Origin of the sequence: Streptomyces sp. R33, assembly GCF_041200175.1 — a bacterium.
Lineage (GTDB): Bacteria > Actinomycetota > Actinomycetes > Streptomycetales > Streptomycetaceae > Streptomyces > Streptomyces katrae_B.
On the sequence record NZ_CP165727.1, the window covers coordinates 315,168 to 331,422 of the forward strand.

General features: G+C 70.7%; 15 protein-coding genes and 2 pseudogenes. 10 read left to right on the forward strand and 7 right to left on the reverse strand.

Annotation, left to right across the window (positions count from 1 at the left end; genetic code table 11):
• The first annotated feature begins 26 nt into the window (after window positions 1-26).
• A complete protein-coding gene (locus AB5J51_RS01680; RefSeq protein WP_199828205.1) occupies window positions 27-1,781 on the forward strand; it encodes an ABC transporter substrate-binding protein in 1,755 nt (584 codons plus the stop codon).
• A 67-nt stretch (window positions 1,782-1,848) separates the two neighbouring features.
• Here the strand turns inward: AB5J51_RS01680 and AB5J51_RS01685 are convergent, their stop codons facing one another.
• Window positions 1,849-3,054 carry a M6 family metalloprotease domain-containing protein gene (locus AB5J51_RS01685; protein WP_369776494.1) on the reverse strand — a complete coding sequence of 402 codons (1,206 nt, stop codon included), beginning with the start codon at window positions 3,052-3,054 and terminating at the stop codon, window positions 1,849-1,851.
• Window positions 3,055-3,148: 94 nt separating this feature from the next.
• Here AB5J51_RS01685 and AB5J51_RS01690 point away from each other — a divergent pair, with 94 nt between their 5' ends.
• Window positions 3,149-4,114: a LysR family transcriptional regulator gene (locus AB5J51_RS01690; protein ID WP_053790896.1), complete on the forward strand. Its 966-nt coding sequence runs from the start codon at window positions 3,149-3,151 to the stop codon at window positions 4,112-4,114.
• Between the two features lie 733 nt (window positions 4,115-4,847).
• On the opposite strand, the gene AB5J51_RS01695 is transcribed toward AB5J51_RS01690, so the two are convergent.
• The 4 genes and pseudogenes from AB5J51_RS01695 to AB5J51_RS01710 all read right to left on the reverse strand — a co-directional run bounded on the left by AB5J51_RS01695 (window position 4,848) and on the right by AB5J51_RS01710 (window position 8,387).
• The gene (locus tag AB5J51_RS01695; RefSeq protein WP_369776495.1) at window positions 4,848-5,192 is read right to left on the reverse strand and encodes a hypothetical protein; all 345 of its coding nucleotides are present in this window, start codon (window positions 5,190-5,192) and stop codon (window positions 4,848-4,850) included.
• A gap of 867 nt (window positions 5,193-6,059) precedes the next feature.
• Window positions 6,060-6,476, reverse strand: coding sequence for a trehalose-6-phosphate synthase (locus AB5J51_RS01700; RefSeq protein ID WP_369780195.1), 417 nt, complete (start codon window positions 6,474-6,476; stop codon window positions 6,060-6,062).
• A gap of 43 nt (window positions 6,477-6,519) precedes the next feature.
• Window positions 6,520-8,175: pseudogene (locus AB5J51_RS01705) on the reverse strand (HAD-IIB family hydrolase); the annotation flags it as partial.
• Complete coding sequence (locus AB5J51_RS01710) at window positions 8,169-8,387, reverse strand: hypothetical protein (protein WP_136226881.1); 219 nt, start codon at window positions 8,385-8,387, stop codon at window positions 8,169-8,171. The pseudogene AB5J51_RS01705 and the gene AB5J51_RS01710, both read right to left, overlap by 7 nt.
• A 314-nt stretch (window positions 8,388-8,701) precedes the next feature.
• Between AB5J51_RS01710 and AB5J51_RS01715 the strand changes: the two genes are divergently transcribed.
• The 4 genes from AB5J51_RS01715 to AB5J51_RS01730 all read left to right on the forward strand — a co-directional run bounded on the left by AB5J51_RS01715 (window position 8,702) and on the right by AB5J51_RS01730 (window position 11,396).
• Complete coding sequence (locus AB5J51_RS01715; protein ID WP_369776496.1) at window positions 8,702-9,007, forward strand: hypothetical protein; 306 nt, start codon at window positions 8,702-8,704, stop codon at window positions 9,005-9,007.
• Between the two features lie 1,144 nt (window positions 9,008-10,151).
• The gene (locus tag AB5J51_RS01720) at window positions 10,152-10,598 is read left to right on the forward strand and encodes an STAS domain-containing protein (protein WP_369776497.1); all 447 of its coding nucleotides are present in this window, start codon (window positions 10,152-10,154) and stop codon (window positions 10,596-10,598) included.
• Window positions 10,595-10,717, forward strand: a complete 123-nt coding sequence (locus tag AB5J51_RS01725) for a winged helix-turn-helix domain-containing protein (protein ID WP_369776498.1) — start codon at window positions 10,595-10,597, stop codon at window positions 10,715-10,717. Before AB5J51_RS01720 ends, AB5J51_RS01725 begins: the two co-directional genes overlap by 4 nt.
• Before the next feature lie 193 nt (window positions 10,718-10,910).
• The gene (locus AB5J51_RS01730; RefSeq protein WP_369780196.1) at window positions 10,911-11,396 is read left to right on the forward strand and encodes a transposase; all 486 of its coding nucleotides are present in this window, start codon (window positions 10,911-10,913) and stop codon (window positions 11,394-11,396) included.
• Between the two features lie 58 nt (window positions 11,397-11,454).
• Here AB5J51_RS01730 and AB5J51_RS01735 read toward each other — a convergent pair whose 3' ends face one another.
• Window positions 11,455-11,691: a hypothetical protein gene (locus tag AB5J51_RS01735; protein WP_369776500.1), complete on the reverse strand. Its 237-nt coding sequence runs from the start codon at window positions 11,689-11,691 to the stop codon at window positions 11,455-11,457.
• 59 nt (window positions 11,692-11,750) lie between these two features.
• Here AB5J51_RS01735 and AB5J51_RS01740 point away from each other — a divergent pair, with 59 nt between their 5' ends.
• Window positions 11,751-12,551: a maleylpyruvate isomerase family mycothiol-dependent enzyme gene (locus AB5J51_RS01740; protein ID WP_369776501.1), complete on the forward strand. Its 801-nt coding sequence runs from the start codon at window positions 11,751-11,753 to the stop codon at window positions 12,549-12,551.
• Between the two features lie 42 nt (window positions 12,552-12,593).
• Here the strand turns inward: AB5J51_RS01740 and AB5J51_RS01745 are convergent, their stop codons facing one another.
• Window positions 12,594-13,451 carry an alpha/beta fold hydrolase gene (locus AB5J51_RS01745; protein ID WP_369776502.1) on the reverse strand — a complete coding sequence of 286 codons (858 nt, stop codon included), beginning with the start codon at window positions 13,449-13,451 and terminating at the stop codon, window positions 12,594-12,596.
• 101 nt (window positions 13,452-13,552) lie between these two features.
• Here AB5J51_RS01745 and AB5J51_RS01750 point away from each other — a divergent pair, with 101 nt between their 5' ends.
• The 3 genes and pseudogenes from AB5J51_RS01750 to AB5J51_RS01760 form a co-directional block, all read left to right on the forward strand.
• Window positions 13,553-13,963 carry a helix-turn-helix domain-containing protein gene (locus AB5J51_RS01750; RefSeq protein WP_053789021.1) on the forward strand — a complete coding sequence of 137 codons (411 nt, stop codon included), beginning with the start codon at window positions 13,553-13,555 and terminating at the stop codon, window positions 13,961-13,963.
• Between the two features lie 446 nt (window positions 13,964-14,409).
• Complete coding sequence (locus tag AB5J51_RS01755) at window positions 14,410-14,703, forward strand: phosphotransferase (protein ID WP_369776504.1); 294 nt, start codon at window positions 14,410-14,412, stop codon at window positions 14,701-14,703.
• A gap of 309 nt (window positions 14,704-15,012) precedes the next feature.
• Window positions 15,013-15,704 (forward strand): annotated as a pseudogene (locus AB5J51_RS01760) (YncE family protein); the annotation flags it as partial.
• Window positions 15,705-16,255: the final 551 nt, after the last annotated feature.

The following is a 16,255-nucleotide window of genomic DNA, read 5'->3' on the forward strand; positions in this document are numbered from 1 at the left end:
CCCGACTGTTCACGGAGTGACCACTGATGAACAAGCGCACTCTCCACGCCGTCGCCACCGCCCTGGCGGCGACCGTCACACTCGGCATGGCCGGCTGTTCCAGCGGCACCCATTCCGGCAGCAGTCAGCAGGACAAGGACCAGAAGAACCCCGCACTCGCCAACGCGGGGGCCATAGTCGGCGGCACTGCGCAGAAGGGCGGCACGCTGACCGTCCTGTCCAACCAGGACTTCACCCACCTCGACCCGGCCCGCAACTGGGTGATCGGCGACATGGACTTCGGCACCCGGCTCCTCTACCGCACGCTGGTTACGTACAAGGCGGAACCGGGCGCGAAGGGCGGAGAGCTGGTCCCCGACCTCGCCGAGGACCTCGGCGTCTCCTCCAACGGTGCCAGGACGTGGACCTTCAAGCTCAAGAGGGGTCTCACGTACGAGGACGGCACCCCGATCACCGCACAGGACGTCAAGTACAACGTCGAGCGGTCCTTCTCCCCCGACCTGCCCGGCGGCCCGGACTACGCCGCCCGCTACCTGGCCGGCGCCGAGGGCTACCGGGGCCCCGCCCAGGGGCAGCACCTCGACTCCGTCAAGACCCCCGACGACCACACGATCGTCTTCGAACTCCGCAAACCCTTCGCGGAATTCCCCAACGCCACCGTCCTGCCCACCTTCGCCCCGGTGCCCAGGGCCCAGGACAAGGGCCCCCAATACGACAGCCGCCCGTTCTCCTCGGGCCCCTACAAGATCGAGTCGTACGACCGGGACAAGCGGCTGGTGCTGGTCCGCAACCCCCACTGGGACCCGGCCACGGACATGGTGCGCAAGGCATACCCGGACAAGCTCGTCGTGGTGATGGGGCTGAGGGCCAATCAGATCGACGACCGGCTCATCGCCTCCGAGGGGGTGGACTCCTCTGCAGTCTCCTGGGGCAAGCTGCGCCCCGAGAGCACCCCCAAAGTGCTCACCAAGGCCGACGTCAAGGCGCGCCTGCTGGCGGAGTCCACCAACTGCACCGAGATGGTGCAGATGCACACGGGCCGCGCCCCCTTCGACAACCTCAAGGTCCGGCAGGCCGTGCTGTACGCCCTGGACCGCGAAGCGGTGCTGACCGCCTCGGGCGGCCCGGCCCTCAACGACCCGGCCACCGCACTCATGCCCGGCTCGCTCTTCGGCGGCAAGCAGCCCGACACACTGGGGATCCCGGCCACGGGTGACGTCGAGAAGGCGAAACAGCTCCTGAAGGAGGCGGGCAAACCGGACGGGCTCACGACCACCATCACCGTCTCCAACGGGGACAAGGGGGCTGCCGAGGCGATCCAGCAGTCCCTGGGCCGGGCGGGGATCAAGGTCAACATCGACACCGTCGACCCGTCGGCCTTCTACGACACCATCGGTGACACCAAAAGCCGCACCGACCTCGTCTACACCGGCTGGTGCCCCGACTACCCCTCCGGCTCCACCTTCCTGCCCTTCCTCTTCGACGGCCGCTACATCAAGGAGAAGGGGAACTCCGGCAATCACTCGCTCTTCCGCGACGAGGCGACGATGAAGCGGATGGACGAGATCGCCGGCATGACCGACGCCGCGCAGGCCAACACGGCGTGGCGACAGTTGGACGGGGAGATCCTCGCCAAGGCCCCGACGGCGCCCGCCGTCATCGAGCGCATGCCGCTACTACTCGGCACCAACATCGCCGGCGCCTTCGGCCACACGTCCTTCGGCGGCCAGCTCGACTACGCCACGATCGGGCTCAAGGACCCGGCGAAGAGCGGCACCTGACCCCACCCCGCGCAGTCCCCCGGCTCCATGGCATGGAGCCGGGGGCACTGCCGCGTCCGTGCCGCTCCTACGACTTCGCGATGCGTACGGTCTCGCCGTACCCGTCGGCGGCGAGCACGTCGATCCGCACTCCGGCCGCCGCATCGGTGAACGACTCGCCGGCCCAGAACAGGGCGTCGTCCAGCGGACGGCAGCAGCCCGCGGGTGCGGCGGCCGGCTTGGCGTCCATCACCCTGACCGGCCCCTGGCCGGTCTGCACGGAGGCGTCGACCCGGTAGACCAGGGCGCCGGTCGAGCAGGAGCCCGCGTCCGCCTGGATCCCGCGCCTGGACTCGACGACGTACGCGGTCGTGGGGCCGGTGCGGATCACCGCCAGCTTGGTGCCGCTGCCGTACTCGACCGCCGTGAGGTACACGGTGTCGCTGCCCTTCGTGGCCCGGCACACGACCTGACCGTCCCCGGTCCAGCCGAGCTTCCAGGAGTGCCAGGCGAAGAATTGCGGCCCCCGGCCGCCGATCAGGCCCATCACGTCCCAGCCTCCGACGAAGCGGTGGGCGTCGTTGCCCGTCGCGAAGGCGTACAAGTCGGGCAACCCGAAGGTGTGCGCGGTCTCGTGGGCGACCAGCTTGGCACCCCAGTGCCACATGTCCTGGCCGAAGGTCACCGCCCACTTGACCCGGCGGCCGTCGGCCACCACACCCGCCGTGCCCGACTCGTACACGTACGTGGGTGTGAAGGAGATCGCCGCCGCGTGGCGCGTCGGCACGACGTACACCATGTCGTAGCCGGAGAAGTCCACGTACGGATCGGCGGCCGCCACCGCGTCCTTGACGTACGCCTCGTGCGTCTCGTGGGTCAGGCCCCGCGCGAAGCCGTAGTCGGTGGAGGCACGAGGCATGCGAACCCACCGCTGGTGCTGGTCGATCGCGAGCCAGGTCCTGCCGTACGAGGCGTACCAGAGCCAGTCCGCCCCGGCCGTGATCTGCGCGGAGTCCTCGCTTGGAGCCTCGGTGGCCGGTGCGTCCGGGAAGTCCACGAAAAGCATGCCGACCTTGACCGTGCCGACGGGACGCCGGAACACCGAGTAGTCCGTGTCGTGCCCCTCGTCCGTCCAGCCGGTGGTACCGCGCAGGGCACAGGCCGACGGGCTGTCAGCGGCGTCGGCGGTCGGCGCCACCAGCAGGAGCAGCAGCAGTGCGGCGGCCAGGGCGGCCGACAGCCCGCGCGTGGCCGTCGGGCGGTGGTTGGGTCTGGATCCGGGTCTCGTGGACACACAACCTCCAGTAAATAACGTGTGACATTTCACATAAGATTGATGGGATCCGGCTCCTGTCCGAAAGCTGTCGTCGCTCCATAACATGCGCGGCATGGAACTGGAAGTACGGCACCTGCGGGTGGTGTGCGCGATCGCCGAGGCCGGCAGCCTCACCCGGGCGGCCGCCGCGCTGTCCATGACCCAGCCCGGCCTCAGCACGCAGTTGCGCCGCATCGAGTCGATGCTCGGCGGTGTCCTCTTCGACCGGCGCCGGGCCGGAGCAACACCCACGGCCTTCGGCGAGCTGGTGCTGGCCCGGGCCCACGCCGTCCTGCCGGGCATCGACTCCCTCCTCGCCGACACCGCCCGCGCAGCCCGCCACCTGGCCTCCCCGGACCGGGTCCGCGTCGGATCGGTCGGTGCTCCCCTCATCGGCCACCTCGTCCTGGCCATAGGGAGGTTGCTGCCCGAGGCCGAAGTCACGTCCCGGTGCCACTACTCCCCCGTCACCCTCCTGGACGACCTCGCCGCCGGCCGCCTGGAGGCGGCGGTGCTCGGCGACCACCCGGAGCAACTCCTGCCCTCGCGCGAGGGGGTGGTCCTCACCCCCCTGGTCACCGAACCCGTCTTCGCCCTGCTGCCCGCGACGCACCCGCTGGCCGGCCAGGAGGCCGTGTCCCTGACCGAACTCGCTGATCACGACTGGGCGATGCCCCGGCCGGACGGCGACCGCACCCGCGAGTACTGGTCCTCCGTGTGCGCGCTGACCGGCCGGCGCCCGTCCGCCCCACACGAGGCCGAGGGGCGCCAGCTGATCGAACTGGTCCGCGCGGGACTGGCCGTCAGTCTCTGCCAAGCCACCTTCGCGGAAACCCCCGGCGTCGCCGTCCGCCCCCTCGCGGGAAACCCGCTCTGGTACCGCCACGTGCTGGCCTGGCATCGCGAAGGCCCACTGACACCCCACGGCGACGCCATCCTCCGCACGGCGGCGGCCGGTTACCTGGACAGCTGCGCCGCCAGCCCGGTCTACGCGAACTGGCGCCGCCGACACCCGGACCTGGCCCAGCCCTCCGCGTAGCAGCAGGTCAGGCACGCTCGCATATGAGGATGGCTCCCATAGCAATGTACGGCCGAGCGTCGTTCCGACTCCTCCCCATACGCAACCTCAACCAGGCGGGAACCCCTGCCCGAGCGAGATCAGCACGCCCCGCTGTCGTGTCCGGGCGGGAGCCTCCACGAAGAAGGCTGGTGAAGGCGCGACCACAGGCCCGCAGGGGGTCAATGGGCAGGTCCACGCGGAAACCCTCGCAACCACTGCCCGTTCCGAATGAGTTCACGACGTCCTTCGGGAGGGCCGGGGCCCATGCGAGCAGTCGCTGCAGGGCCGCTCCGAGGGGTGACGCGCGAGCGCGACGCGATCGGGGTCCGTGCCAAGGTGCTCGTCCAGACATGAGGAGACGCATCCCACGAAACCGGTCGTGGCCTGCATCTCCCAGTCATCGCAGGCGCGGGCCAACCACTCCGCAGCGTCAGCGTGTCCGAGCAGGGTTACCCGGCCCCGCGACCACGGGTCCATGCGCATCTGGGCCATGGCGTCGCAGTAGAAGTCGGGCGCCTTCCGGCCGGCCTCGGCCAGGCGAGCGCGGGAGCGGGAGCGGGAGCGGGAGCGGGAGCGGGAGCGGGAGCGGGAGCGGGAGCGGGAGCGGGAGCGGGAGCGGGAGCGGGAGCGGGAGCGGGAGCGGGAGCGGGAGCGGGAGCGGGAGCGGGAGCGGGAGCGGGAGCGGGAGCGGGAGCGGGAGCGGGAGCGGCCGTTACCTCTCCATGTCCGGGGGCGGCGCGGTGGTACCCAGGGTCCGCCGGGCGTCCAGCCATACCCTCTCGAACTCCTCGGCCGAGATCGCGCCGGCGCGCGGCGCGTCCTCCCATCCCGTGAGCCTGCCCTCGGCGACGAGGCCGTACCGCTGCTCGTAGCGGCTCATCGTCGCGATGTCCGCACGCTCCTGAAACCGTAGAACCTCCGCCAGGGAGGCGGCGGTCACCGGGGCGCCGTCCTCGGCTCGCAAGTCCACTTGCCGTAGAACCCACCCCTCCTCATCACCCTCGAAGTACTGCCACAGGCCTCGGGCCTCGTCATACGTGCGGATCCACATCACCATGGCACCACGCTCGCGCAGGCAACAGGGTTGCTCCGGTACGGCACGCGCGTGGCTGCGGACGGCTCACCCCATCGCCGAGCACTCGAACGCCGCCGTGACGCCATCCGGCAACGCTGCGATCCTCGGAAAGGAATGGGGGGCATCCCCCGACAGCGGTCTCGTGCCGCCCTGCGCTCGGCTCCCGCCGGCGGTACCGGCAAGACCGCCCCGGCCAACAGCCTGGCCGGCGCTGATCTCCGCCACCAGCTCGGGCGCACCAGGACCGCGTCCAAGAGGGAGCGGTCCGGCACGAAAGCACCGCCTGGACGGCCTCACCCGTGCGCCGCGGGCCAGCTGAGGGGGCCCGAGGCGGGCCGGGAGCCTGTCGGGCACGAGCGCACCGTAGGGCTGCGCCCTCCCGGCTGCACCGGCTCAGCGGCCGATCGCGTCTCGGACCAAGCCCTCCGGGGTCGCTCGGCGCAGCAGGTCGGTCGGCCCACCGACCGCTGCCTTCGGCCTTCGGCCTTCGTACGGGCGGTGCCGTCGGCGACCGCCTGATGGACGGCAGCGGCCATCCGACCCGTCTGCGGCAGAGTCGCAGTCTCCCGACGGTCGGGCGGGGCGCCGCTCACCGCGGTCGCCCCCACTCGGTACTGGCTGTTTTCAGCCACATCCAGGCAGTGCATGCCAACGACTCCGACGCAGCGGCGTGGTTGGCGGCGGGCGAGCGGGAGCTGCCCTCGGGCTCCTTGACGCCGGCGGCCCCATCGTCATCCCAACCCGTTGGCGTGGTGGCAGTCGGGACTGCCACCCACAAAGGGACCGGCCGGTCATTTGTCGCGCTTACCGGTGGGAGTCCCTCGAGCGGACGAAGTCCGAGGGTCCCCTTCAGCGCGCCCCCGTCTGCGGGGCAGCGCTGGCGCGGATGGCGGAGATGACCGTGCGCGCCCAGTCGGCGGGGTCCGGGGTGTCCAGCAGGGCCGCCAGACGGGCGATATGGGTAGCGCGTTCGTCCACCGGCATGGCCAGCGCGGTTCGCAGGCTGTCCACCAGGTCATGCGGAAGCAGTGGGTCGGTCAGTACGGCCGCGGTGCCCAGGTGTCGGGCGACTCCCGCGTGGCGGGAGAGGATCAGGACGCCCGGGCGGTGGGCGGCGTGGTGTGCGGTGATGTACTCCTGGGCGGTGAGGTTCATTCCGTCGGCGAGTGAGGTCACCCAGAAGACGTCGGCCTCGAGGTAGTGGTCGACGACCTCGGTGAAGTCGAGGGTGTGGGGGACGTACTCGACGGGGCTGCCAGCCGGCAGTGCTCCACCGCTGGTTGATGCAGGTGATGGCGTTCTCGAGTGCGGTGCGGGTCGTGTCGTAGGCGTGGATGCCGGGCTCGGGTGGTGGACAGATCAGGCGGTAGCGGACCTGTTGCCGGAGTGCGGGCTCTTCGGCGAGGAGGGTGTCCAGTGCGCGGATCTTGTGGACGGGGGCTTTGGCATAGTCGAGGCGCTCCACCGACAGCACCAGCTGGATGCCGTCGTTCTCGTGGTGCGGTCGAGACCCGGCCCGGGAGCGGGAGCGTGCGAGGTGGGTGACGGCGGGGCGGTCGATGCCGAGGGGGTGCACGCCGATGTGCGGGGCGGGCACCGCGGTGCCGGCGAGGAGCCGGTGGAAGTTGTCGGCACAGTCGGGGGTGTGGAAGCCGGCCCAGTCCAGGCGGGCGAGTGAGTCGCGCAGCTGGTCGGCTGCCGGGATGCGGCGGAAGACGTCGGGGTGGGGGAAGGGGGTGTGGTGGAACAGGCCGATGGTCAGGTCGGGGCGGTCGGCCTTGAGAGCGGCGGGTACGAGCCAGAGGTTGTAGTCGTGGAGCCAGACCGTCGCACCCTGTTCGGCGAGGGAGGCGATGTGACGGGCGAAGGCGGTGTTGACGGCTTCGTAGTCGGCCCAGTGGGCGCGCCGGTGCAGGATGAGCTCAGGCTGGGACATCAGGGCCGGCCAGAGGGTCTCCTTGCACGTGCGGTGGAAGTAGCCGGCCCACCGGTCGGGGGGCAGTGGCAGGAGGGACAGCGTCGGGACGCCGTCAGCCCGGGGCGGGGCAGGTGCAGGTGCTTCGCCGACGTGGGCGGCGGCCCATACGGCGTCCAGGTGCTCGTCGGCCAGAGCGGCCTGCAGGGTCGGCAGGATGCCGTTGGGGCTGGGGGGCGGCCGCCATGCTCCGTCGCGCCAGCACACGGGCGGGCGGTGGTAGCCGACCACCACCGAGCGCTCAGGAGGCCGGCCCAGGAGTTCGATCCCCTGCAGCACGGCGGCCGCTCCGTCGAGGGCCGAGTGGTGGACGCGGTCACTGGCGGGGACCCGCGCGGTCAGCGCGGGTTCCGCGTTGGCGACCACAACGGCGGGCGTGCCCAGGCGGAACAGCGAAAGGTCGTTGAGGGAGTCCCCGGCCACCAGCATCGCCTGCCGGGGCCACCCGAGCGTCTGGGCGAGGAGCTCCAGCGCACGTCCCTTGCCGGCTCTGGGCGGCAGGACGTCGAAGTACCGGCCCGAGGCGTACGACCAGGAGCATCCCAGCGCCTCCACCGCACGGATCAGCTCGTCGGACAGGGCCTCGGGGGCAAGGTGGAAGGAGCAGCGGCCATCCTGGGGTACCTCCTCCTGGTACACCAGGTGCGGGAACGCCTCCAGCGCCGCCCGGACCCGTCCGGCGCCCGGCCATCCGGCGCGCAGCCGTGCCTCCAGGGCTCTGGCGTGCGCCATGCGGGGGGCGTCGACGATGGTGCACCCTACGTCGGCGATGATCCAGCGCGGGGGCGGCAGGAGAGGGTCGTCGCGCAGGAGCGCCCGGACCGATGGCAGGCCGCGGCCGGTCGCGAAGACGACCGTGAGGTCCGGGTCCCTGTTCAGGGCGTCGAAGAGCCGCCGTCGCTCGTGTGGGCTCCCGCCCAGCAGGGTGCCGTCCAGGTCGGCGGCCAGCACCCTGACTGCGCCTGACGATGCCCTGCGGGCACTCACCACGCCGGGTCGTGGGTCACCGGGTCGATCACACGCGCCCCCTCGCAGGCATCGGCGTCCGGCGGCTCCCGGGGGACGTCGTGCAGGTCCCGGATAGCCTGACCGAGCCGCGCCGTACGCACGTCCGTGCTGCCCAGGAGCCGGGTCACCAATTCCCCGGGCGCCTCGAGTGCGGAAGCCACCAACTCATCGATGACGGGACCGGTCTGGGACACAGCACCTCCTGCAGAACGGGGCAACCGAGGTCGACCTCTAGGGCGGCGGGACACAGGAGACACCCATCAGGCGCCCCGCACATCCCTTTCCTGACCATATATACAGTTCCTGCTCACCGGGGCGCGTCCGGCTGCGCCAGGAGGAACTGGACGGCCTGCTTGGCCGAGAGGGGTGACCCGTTCTGCACGCGAACACCTGGGCCTTCTCGGATGGACGCCCCGGAGTGCACCGGCGATGCCGGCGGCTTAGCTTCGCAGTGCTATGCCGCGTGCCGTCCGGCCGCGGCGCGTCCAGGTGGTCGAGAGGACACTCCATGGCAGTCGTGATGACCTTTTCCTGGCCCGAGATCACACCCGACGTGTACGACGCGGTGCGCCAGAAGGTGCGCTGGGAGGAGGACGCACCGGACGGGTGCGTGCTGCACGCCGCCTGGTTCGTCGATGGCGGCCTCAACGTGATGGACATCTGGGAGTCGGAAGGCCACTTCAACCGGTTCATCGAGGCCAGGATCGCCCCCGTACTCAAGGGCGAACTGGGCGTGCAGAGCGACCCCGAGCCGAAGTTCTACCCCCTGCACCGGCGCTTCGTCGCGCCTGGCGTCAGCGGCGGCGGCTCCTGACGTACGCCTTCCGCGCCAGGGGCCGCGTCAGCTCCGTACAGAGACGCGGACGTCGCCTGAGCCGATCTCGGCCTTGATGGCCGACCAGCTATTCATGCTGGCGCACCACGAGCGTGGCGATACCCGCCTTGGCCGTCTCGGCGGCCTCGGCGAGGGCCTGCTCAAGAAGACCGTAGACCTTGCCGCACTCGGCCCCCCGCGATCCCAGTTAATACCTCTTGTCGAAGAAGATGGCGTCCACCTCCGCCAGGTCGACGAACCTGTGACCGCCCGCGAGCGGGAACGGCCCGCCTCCCAGCCCAGCGCCCGGCCGTCGCCGATCTGGTCCGTGCCTCTGTCCGTGACCTGCGACGACCAGGTTTTCTCAGCTGGTCTGGTCTCTACAGTGCAAGATTCTTCTCGAACCTCCGCGACAGCAGCACCCGACCGAAAGGCTGCTAGCCGATGGTCCGCACCGGACCGATCGGCCTCCTTGCCGCAGCTGTCGCCGCCAAAACCGATCCGCACGGCGAGGAGCCCGACCAGAACGTAGATCACTCACTCCCCGGGCGCAGAGCCCGACCCTCGACGCGACCTCCGTGCGCGGCTGTCGGCCACACGCTGCCCCTGCGTCTTGGCCTGGGCGGCACCGTTCTTGATCGGCATACCTACTGGCACCTCCCTGTGCCCTGCCATGCGGTCGACGCAGCGGGCACGGGGTGCTTGAAGGCGTTCTTGATCTTCACCACGGCCTGCTCCGTCGTGCCCTTGACCTGGGCGCCGCCGGCACCGGAAGGGCTCCCCCGGGGGAATGACACGGCGGCGAATAGTCACAGCGCTACCCCCACCATGGCACCGGGCAGGGCACACGACCAGCGCACCCCTTCGTTTCCGAGCTTCGGCGATCCGCCCGGTACGTGAGCGCTGCCGCACCGCGGCCGCACGTCGTCTGGACTGGGGCCCGGGCGCCTGGGACAGTGGTGGGGACAACCAGCCTGGTCTGGTGGGAGACCCCGTGCCGCCCTGGCGCCCCCGTTCGGTGGCCAGTTGACGGGCACGGGCGGTCTCGCTCGGCTGCTCGCGGGCCTATACCGCGTGCTCAACGGCCACCTTGCCCGCATCGGCGGGCGACCGTGATGGGCTCGACCCCTGAACGGGGCGAACCATGAACGACGCAATTCTCGTCACCATAAGCCACAATCCGACGGGCACCGTCATCACGGTGACCGGCGAGCTGGACATGGACACCTGCCCGGCCCTGCGACAAGCCATCACCACCGCAGCGGCCACTCAAGCTCCCCTGTACCTGCACCTTGCCGGTGTGCCTTTCATGGAGGTCATCGCGCTGCGCCTGCTGCTCGACCTCCACCGCGACTTCCAACAACGCGCAGTACTCCTGGACATCACCGGATTCCAGCGGCAGCCCACACGGCTGCTCACCCTCACCGCCAGTCGCCACCTCCTCCGCCGCGCCCGGCCAGCACAGGCCGCTCCCCACCCGGTCTCCGTGCAACTGCGTTCGCCCTCGAGCTTCGCCGGCGCCCGCATCACAGCCCGGCAGCGCACGGCTTCGACGACGAATGCTGGACTCTGGCCCGGGTTCAGACGGTGATCCGCCGTCGTCTGAAGCTGAGCCTGTCGGTGGCCACGGTGTGGCGGCTGCTGAAAGGTCATGGCTGGTCCTGGCAGGCCCCGCCCGCAGAGCACTCGAGCGTGATGAGCACGCCGTAGAGCTGTGGAAGAAGGAGGTGTGGCCGCGGGTAAAAAGGCTCGCGGCGGCGTGTGGCGGCTGGATCGTCTTCGAGGACGAGGCCGGATTCTCCATGACGCCGCCGGTCGCCCGCACCTCGCGGGCGGCGCGCTCCGGGGCGGCCACGTACGCGGGCAGGCCGTCCTCGTCGAGCCGCGCGGACACACACCCGTCATCCGCGTCCGCGGCAGGTCCCGCCGCCGGACCTCGGTCGCCGCCCTGTGCTGCTACAAACCCGGTGAGAACAGCCGTCTCATCCACCGGCCTCGCAACCATCTCCCGCTCAAGGGCGCCCACAAAAGCTTCTCCTGGCAGGACTACCGCGACCTGCTGGTGAGGGCCCATATCCAGCTCGGCGGCCCCATCCTGGTGATTTGGGACAATCTCAACACCCATCTGGCTGCCGGGCTGAAGCGGTATGAGGCCGAGCACGACTGGCTCACCACCGTACGGCTGCCGCCGTATGCACCAGACCTGAACCCCGTCGAGGCAGTCTGGTCACTCGTGCGCAGAGCGATGGCCAACACCGTCTTCGGCACACCCGATGACCTCGACCGCAAACTCCGCCGCGAGTTACGCAGGATCCAACTCCGGCCCCACCTGATCGACGGCTGCCTCACCGCCACCGAACTGACCCTCCCACCACCGACCCCACCCTGAAAACCTCAGTAAGCGGCTGTAGTTGTTCCGAACTTGAGGAGTGCTGGTCGAACGGGAGTCACCTGAACTCCAGGCGCGACCGGTCCTCCCCCGCCATCGTGACCTCCGCGTCCATCACATCGAGCGGCAGCATGACCGCGCGCACCCGGGTGGACGTCACGTCGCCGAGGTGCCCGGCCGCACGGCGAGGCCAGAGCACCCACGGGCACGACGCCTGGCGTACCGCCACCACCAGCGTCCTCGCAGCAGTGCGCAGTTTGTCACCCGAGCGGTGGGAGGCGAGGACGCTGGCCAAGGGGCGGCGACTGTGAAAATCGCTGTCCGATCACCGGAGCGCGGTGATAGACATCCGGCGTGGAAAAGAATCTTGAGTTCCCTGACCTGTTGCGACTGATCGATGAACGGTCGACAGCCTTCCGCGCCGTGGTCGCCGCCGCGCCCGGTCTCGACGCGCAGGTGCCGACCTGCCCCGGGTGGACGCTGTTCGATCTGGTGAAGCACCTGGGTGGGGGAGACCGCTTCTGGGCCGCCATCGTCGGCGCGGGGTCTGCCGACGCTCCCCCGGCCGAGGCCGTCGCCGCCCGCGCCGCGCTGGAAGTGCCGCAGGAGCGTGAGGCCCTGGTGGCCTGGCTGGACGCCTCGACGCAGCTTCTGCTGGGCGCCCTGCGCGCGGCGGGACCGGAGAGCGGTTGCTGGACGTGGTGGCCCGCGTCGCAGTCGCCGCAGACCGCCGGCGGCACCGCCCGGCACCGGGTCCAGGAGACCGCGGTGCACACTTACGACGCCCAGCTCGCCGGGGGCTCCCCGCAGCCGCTGCCGGTCGAGCTGGCACTCGACGGTGTGGAGGAGTTCCTGTTCACCGTCTGCGCAACGCCGAGTGCCTGGCCGCACAAGCCCACGGCCTTCGACTTCCACGCCGCCGAGGGCCGCTCCTGGCGCCTCGCCGTCGACGGCGACGGCGCACGCATCACCCGCATCCCCGCGCCCACCACCGCGACCGGCGAAGACTCGGACGCAGCCGGCGCCTCCGTCCACGGCACGGCCAGTGAGCTGGTCCTCTACCTGTACGACCGGATCCAGGCCGACTCCTTGCACGTTGACGGAGACGCAGGGCTGCTCGACCTGCTCCGCGCCTGGGAGCCGGAGGAGAAGTAGGACGTAGCGGGGGCGGTCGGCCGCGCCTCGGCACCGCTCCGGTCACTTCGGCAGATCGGCGGAGAGGAAGGGAGCAAGGAGCGCGAACAACGCGTCGGGGCGGTCCAGGGGGATGATGTGGCCGCAGTCCTGAAGGTGGTATCCGACCAGGTCATCGGCGATGGGACGGAGTTGGCGTTCGAGCCCGCGGCCGACGGGGTGAGAGCCGACGGCCATGGTGGGCATGGTCAGCCGAGCCGTCGCGACTGCGTCCTGGATCTGCAGCGCGCTGGTGGGCAGGGCCCGGTAATAGGAGAACGCGCAGCGCAGGGCCTCACTCCCGCTGTACGCATGGACGAAGGCGGCACGGATGTCGTCGGGTACTCCTCGCCCGTGCGTCCCCGAGTCGAGGAACCAGTCGATGTAAGGGGCCTCGTTGCCGGCCAGGACGGTCTCGGCGAGGCCGGGGACGGCGTGGAAGCCGAACCACCACGGGGCACCGCCCGCGACGACGTGCTCTGCTCCGGGCAGGCGGCCGAGCAGTGCCTCCATCACGACAAGGCGCCGGACGAGGCCGGGCCGGCGCAGCGCGAGCAGGACGGCGGGGGCGGTGCCCGCGTCGATGCCGACCACCGCTGCCGAGGGCTCGCCGAGCACGTCGAGCAGCCCTTCGGCGTCGGCAGCGAGGGTGCCTGCGTCGTAACCCTCGACGGCGCGTGCACTGGCACCGAAGCCTCGAAGGTCCGGGGCGATGACCCGGTACTGCCCGGCCAGTCGGCCCATGATGCCGCTCCAGAGTTGCCAGGTGTGCGGGAAGCCGTGCAGCAGGAGAACCGCAGGTCCGTCCCCGGCGATTGCGACATTGAGTTGGACGCCGTTCGTCGCGATGCGGCACAGGTGGGGTGCGGTGGTGACGGGCATGACGGCTCCTCCCTGATGGTTACCATTGGTTACCACAGAACGATAGGTAACTGACCGTCCGCTTCCTAGACGGCACTTTCAGGGAAGGTGGTGAGCCGCAGGTGACCACCCGAGGAGCCCGGTCCCCCGGTCACGGGGTACGCGGCGATCTGTTCGATCCCCATTGCCCGACGAGGCAGTTGCTGGACCGCATCGGCACGAAGTGGACGTCCATGGCCGTCAAGACGCTCGCCGATGCCGCACCGGACGAGGTGCGCTTCGCGGAGCTGAGGCGCCGGATGCCCGGCGTGTCGCAGAAGATGCTGTCCGTGACGCTGCGAAGCCTGACCCGCGACGGGCTGGTGGCGCGCAGGGTCGAACCCACCGTGCCGCCGCGGGTCTTCTACCGACTCACCGGACTCGGGCTGTCCCTGGAAGCCGCGCTTGAGGGGCTGCGGACCTGGGCGGAGGAGCACATGGTCGAGATCGACCGCGCCAACGAAGCCGCCGCCCAGGAGGCCGATGAGGGGTAGACAGGCCGATTCCCGCGCTCAGTGCCGGTGGCTGGGGTACTCGATGCAGCCGGCATCGCCGCCTTGATACCACGTCGCTTTGCTTCCGCCCCCGCCACCATCGACCGGATGCTGGCCGCCCAGCAGCACGCCCCCGACCAGTTCGGCCTGCGCGCCACCGGCCGCCGGGTGTGGGGGTACCGGCGCCGGACCCTGTCGGGCGCCGCCGGCCCGCACTGGCTCCGCGTGGTCTGCGCCGAGGCCGGCACCAAGGGCGGCACGCTGTGGAACGGCCCGTCCACCTCCCGCACCCTCCCTGCCTCGGTGCCGCGCCCCGACCTGTTCCGCATCCGGTACTGGACCACCGACGGCTACGCCTACCGGGCAGAGCTGTACGGCTTCGCCCCCGACCCGATCGTCTCCCCGCGCCCTGTCCTCGATGAGGACCCGGGCCTTCCCGAGACGTGGTGGAAGGAGATGGGGGGCGCCCTGGACGCCTTGCCGACGTCCCGCCGCCGTCGGACCGCGAGGCCGTACGGGAGGAGTACCTGCGCCGCGTCATCCCTGAGTTCACCGGCCACCAGGTCGAGGACGTCACCTGGACCACCGCCCACGGCGACCTCCACTACGGCAACGTCACCCGCGGCCCGCACATCCTGGACTGGGAGGGGTGGGGCCGTGCCCCGTACGGCTACGACGCGGCCACCCTGTACGTGTACGCGCTCCTGACCCCCGAGGCAGGCGCCCGCATCCGGGCCTAGCTGGCCCCCCGTCCTGGACCGGCCCGAGGCCCGCACCGGACTGCTGACTGTCTGCGCCCAGGTCCTCCAGGCCCAGGACCGCGTCGACTTCTACGCCGAGCTGGGCGGCCCTGTGCTCGAGCACCTGGCCCATCTGTAACCGCGCCAGTTCACACCTGGTTGGGCCCGTTAGACCCAATGGGCCCAACCAAGGTGCGGCCATGGCCATCCTCCGATCCGGGGGAAGGTGCGAGCGGCTTCCGGCCGCTGGTCCGTTCGCTGCTGGTCGGTGCGGTGGGCGAAGGCACGGTCGGCGCGGCGGAGCTGACGGTCGCGCCCGACGGGCGGCGACTGTACGTGGGGTCAACGTGCCCGGCGGTCCGGGGGTGTTGGAGGTGATCGACACGGCGACCCGTACGGTGACCGCCACCGTGCCCGTCGGCCGCCGCCCCTTCGACGTGGACGTCGCGGCGGACGGCAGCGAGGTGTACGCGACCGGGCACGACTCCTACGACGTGACAGCGGTGCGCGTCGACACCCTCGCAGCACGGCGGCTGGTGGTCGCTCCGTACGGGGAACAGGGCCTCGGCTCCTGGCTGAAACCGCACTACGCGGTGGTGCGGCCCTCCGACGGGCGGCTGTTGCTGCCGTTCGAGGGCGAGAAGCTGGCGGTGCTCGACCCCGGTACGGGCCGGGTCACCGTCGAGCCGATGACCGCGGACGTCCACCAGCACGGGGCCGCCCTCGCCGCCGACGGCACGCTGCTCGTGGTCGGCGCGGCGCAGGACGGGGCGGCGGCCTCGCTGACGGTCCGCTCCCCCAAGGGGGCGGAGCGCACGGTCCCGCTGAAGGGGCCGCACGAGGACGTCGCGGTCACTGCGGACGGCCGCACCGCCTACGTCACGGGCGGCTTCACCCGTGACGTAGGCGGGAACGGGATCACCGTCGTGGACCTGCCGACCGGTACGACACGCCGCCTCCCGGCGGGCGAACGACCGCTGGGAATCGTGCTGCTGCAGTAGCCCGGCGCGCTGATCGACGTACTGGCCGAGGGGCTGCCCACCATCCGCCGCGTCCTGGACGGCGAACTCCTGCTCGCCGACGTCGACGCCGCGCACGCCGACCCCGTCGTCGACGCCGTCGTGGCTCACTTCGCCGAGGCGTTGGGCCGCCCCGCCGAGGCCGAGCTGCGGCAATGGACGGCTCGGCAGCTCGAAGCCGGGCAGGCGCGGTACTGGCGGCTGGTGTGGGGCGTGGACGACTGGCACGTCGTCCCCGTACGTCTCCCCCCTTCCAGCCCTGGCTCGTCAAGGCCCTGCTCTTCCGGCAGAAGAAGGGGTAATCGGTTGGCGAAGCGAAAGTCCGATGGGGCGGATATCCGGAATTCCAGCGATGCGGATCAAACCGGACACCGGGCCCACGAGCGGCATAAATGGCCTGCTGAACGGGGGTGCGCATGCGCCGCACGGCCACTAGGGTGAAACGTCAATAGCCTGAACGTTGGAGTTTGCGTGAGAATAAGAAAGGCCCGTTCCGGTTACCCGGGCGGGCGGGGGGTTTCGCGTTTCATTTC

What these genes read in the sequence shown, in the direction of transcription:
- AB5J51_RS01680 (WP_199828205.1), top strand. Translation starts at nt 27, where the DNA reads ATGAACAAGCGCACTCTCCACGCCGTCGCCACCGCCCTGGCGGCGACC.
- AB5J51_RS01690 (WP_053790896.1), top strand. Translation starts at nt 3,149, where the DNA reads ATGGAACTGGAAGTACGGCACCTGCGGGTGGTGTGCGCGATCGCCGAG.
- AB5J51_RS01695 (WP_369776495.1), bottom strand. Translation starts at nt 5,192, where the DNA reads ATGGTGATGTGGATCCGCACGTATGACGAGGCCCGAGGCCTGTGGCAG.
- AB5J51_RS01715 (WP_369776496.1), top strand. Translation starts at nt 8,702, where the DNA reads ATGGCAGTCGTGATGACCTTTTCCTGGCCCGAGATCACACCCGACGTG.
- AB5J51_RS01720 (WP_369776497.1), top strand. Translation starts at nt 10,152, where the DNA reads ATGAACGACGCAATTCTCGTCACCATAAGCCACAATCCGACGGGCACC.
- AB5J51_RS01745 (WP_369776502.1), bottom strand. Translation starts at nt 13,451, where the DNA reads ATGCCCGTCACCACCGCACCCCACCTGTGCCGCATCGCGACGAACGGC.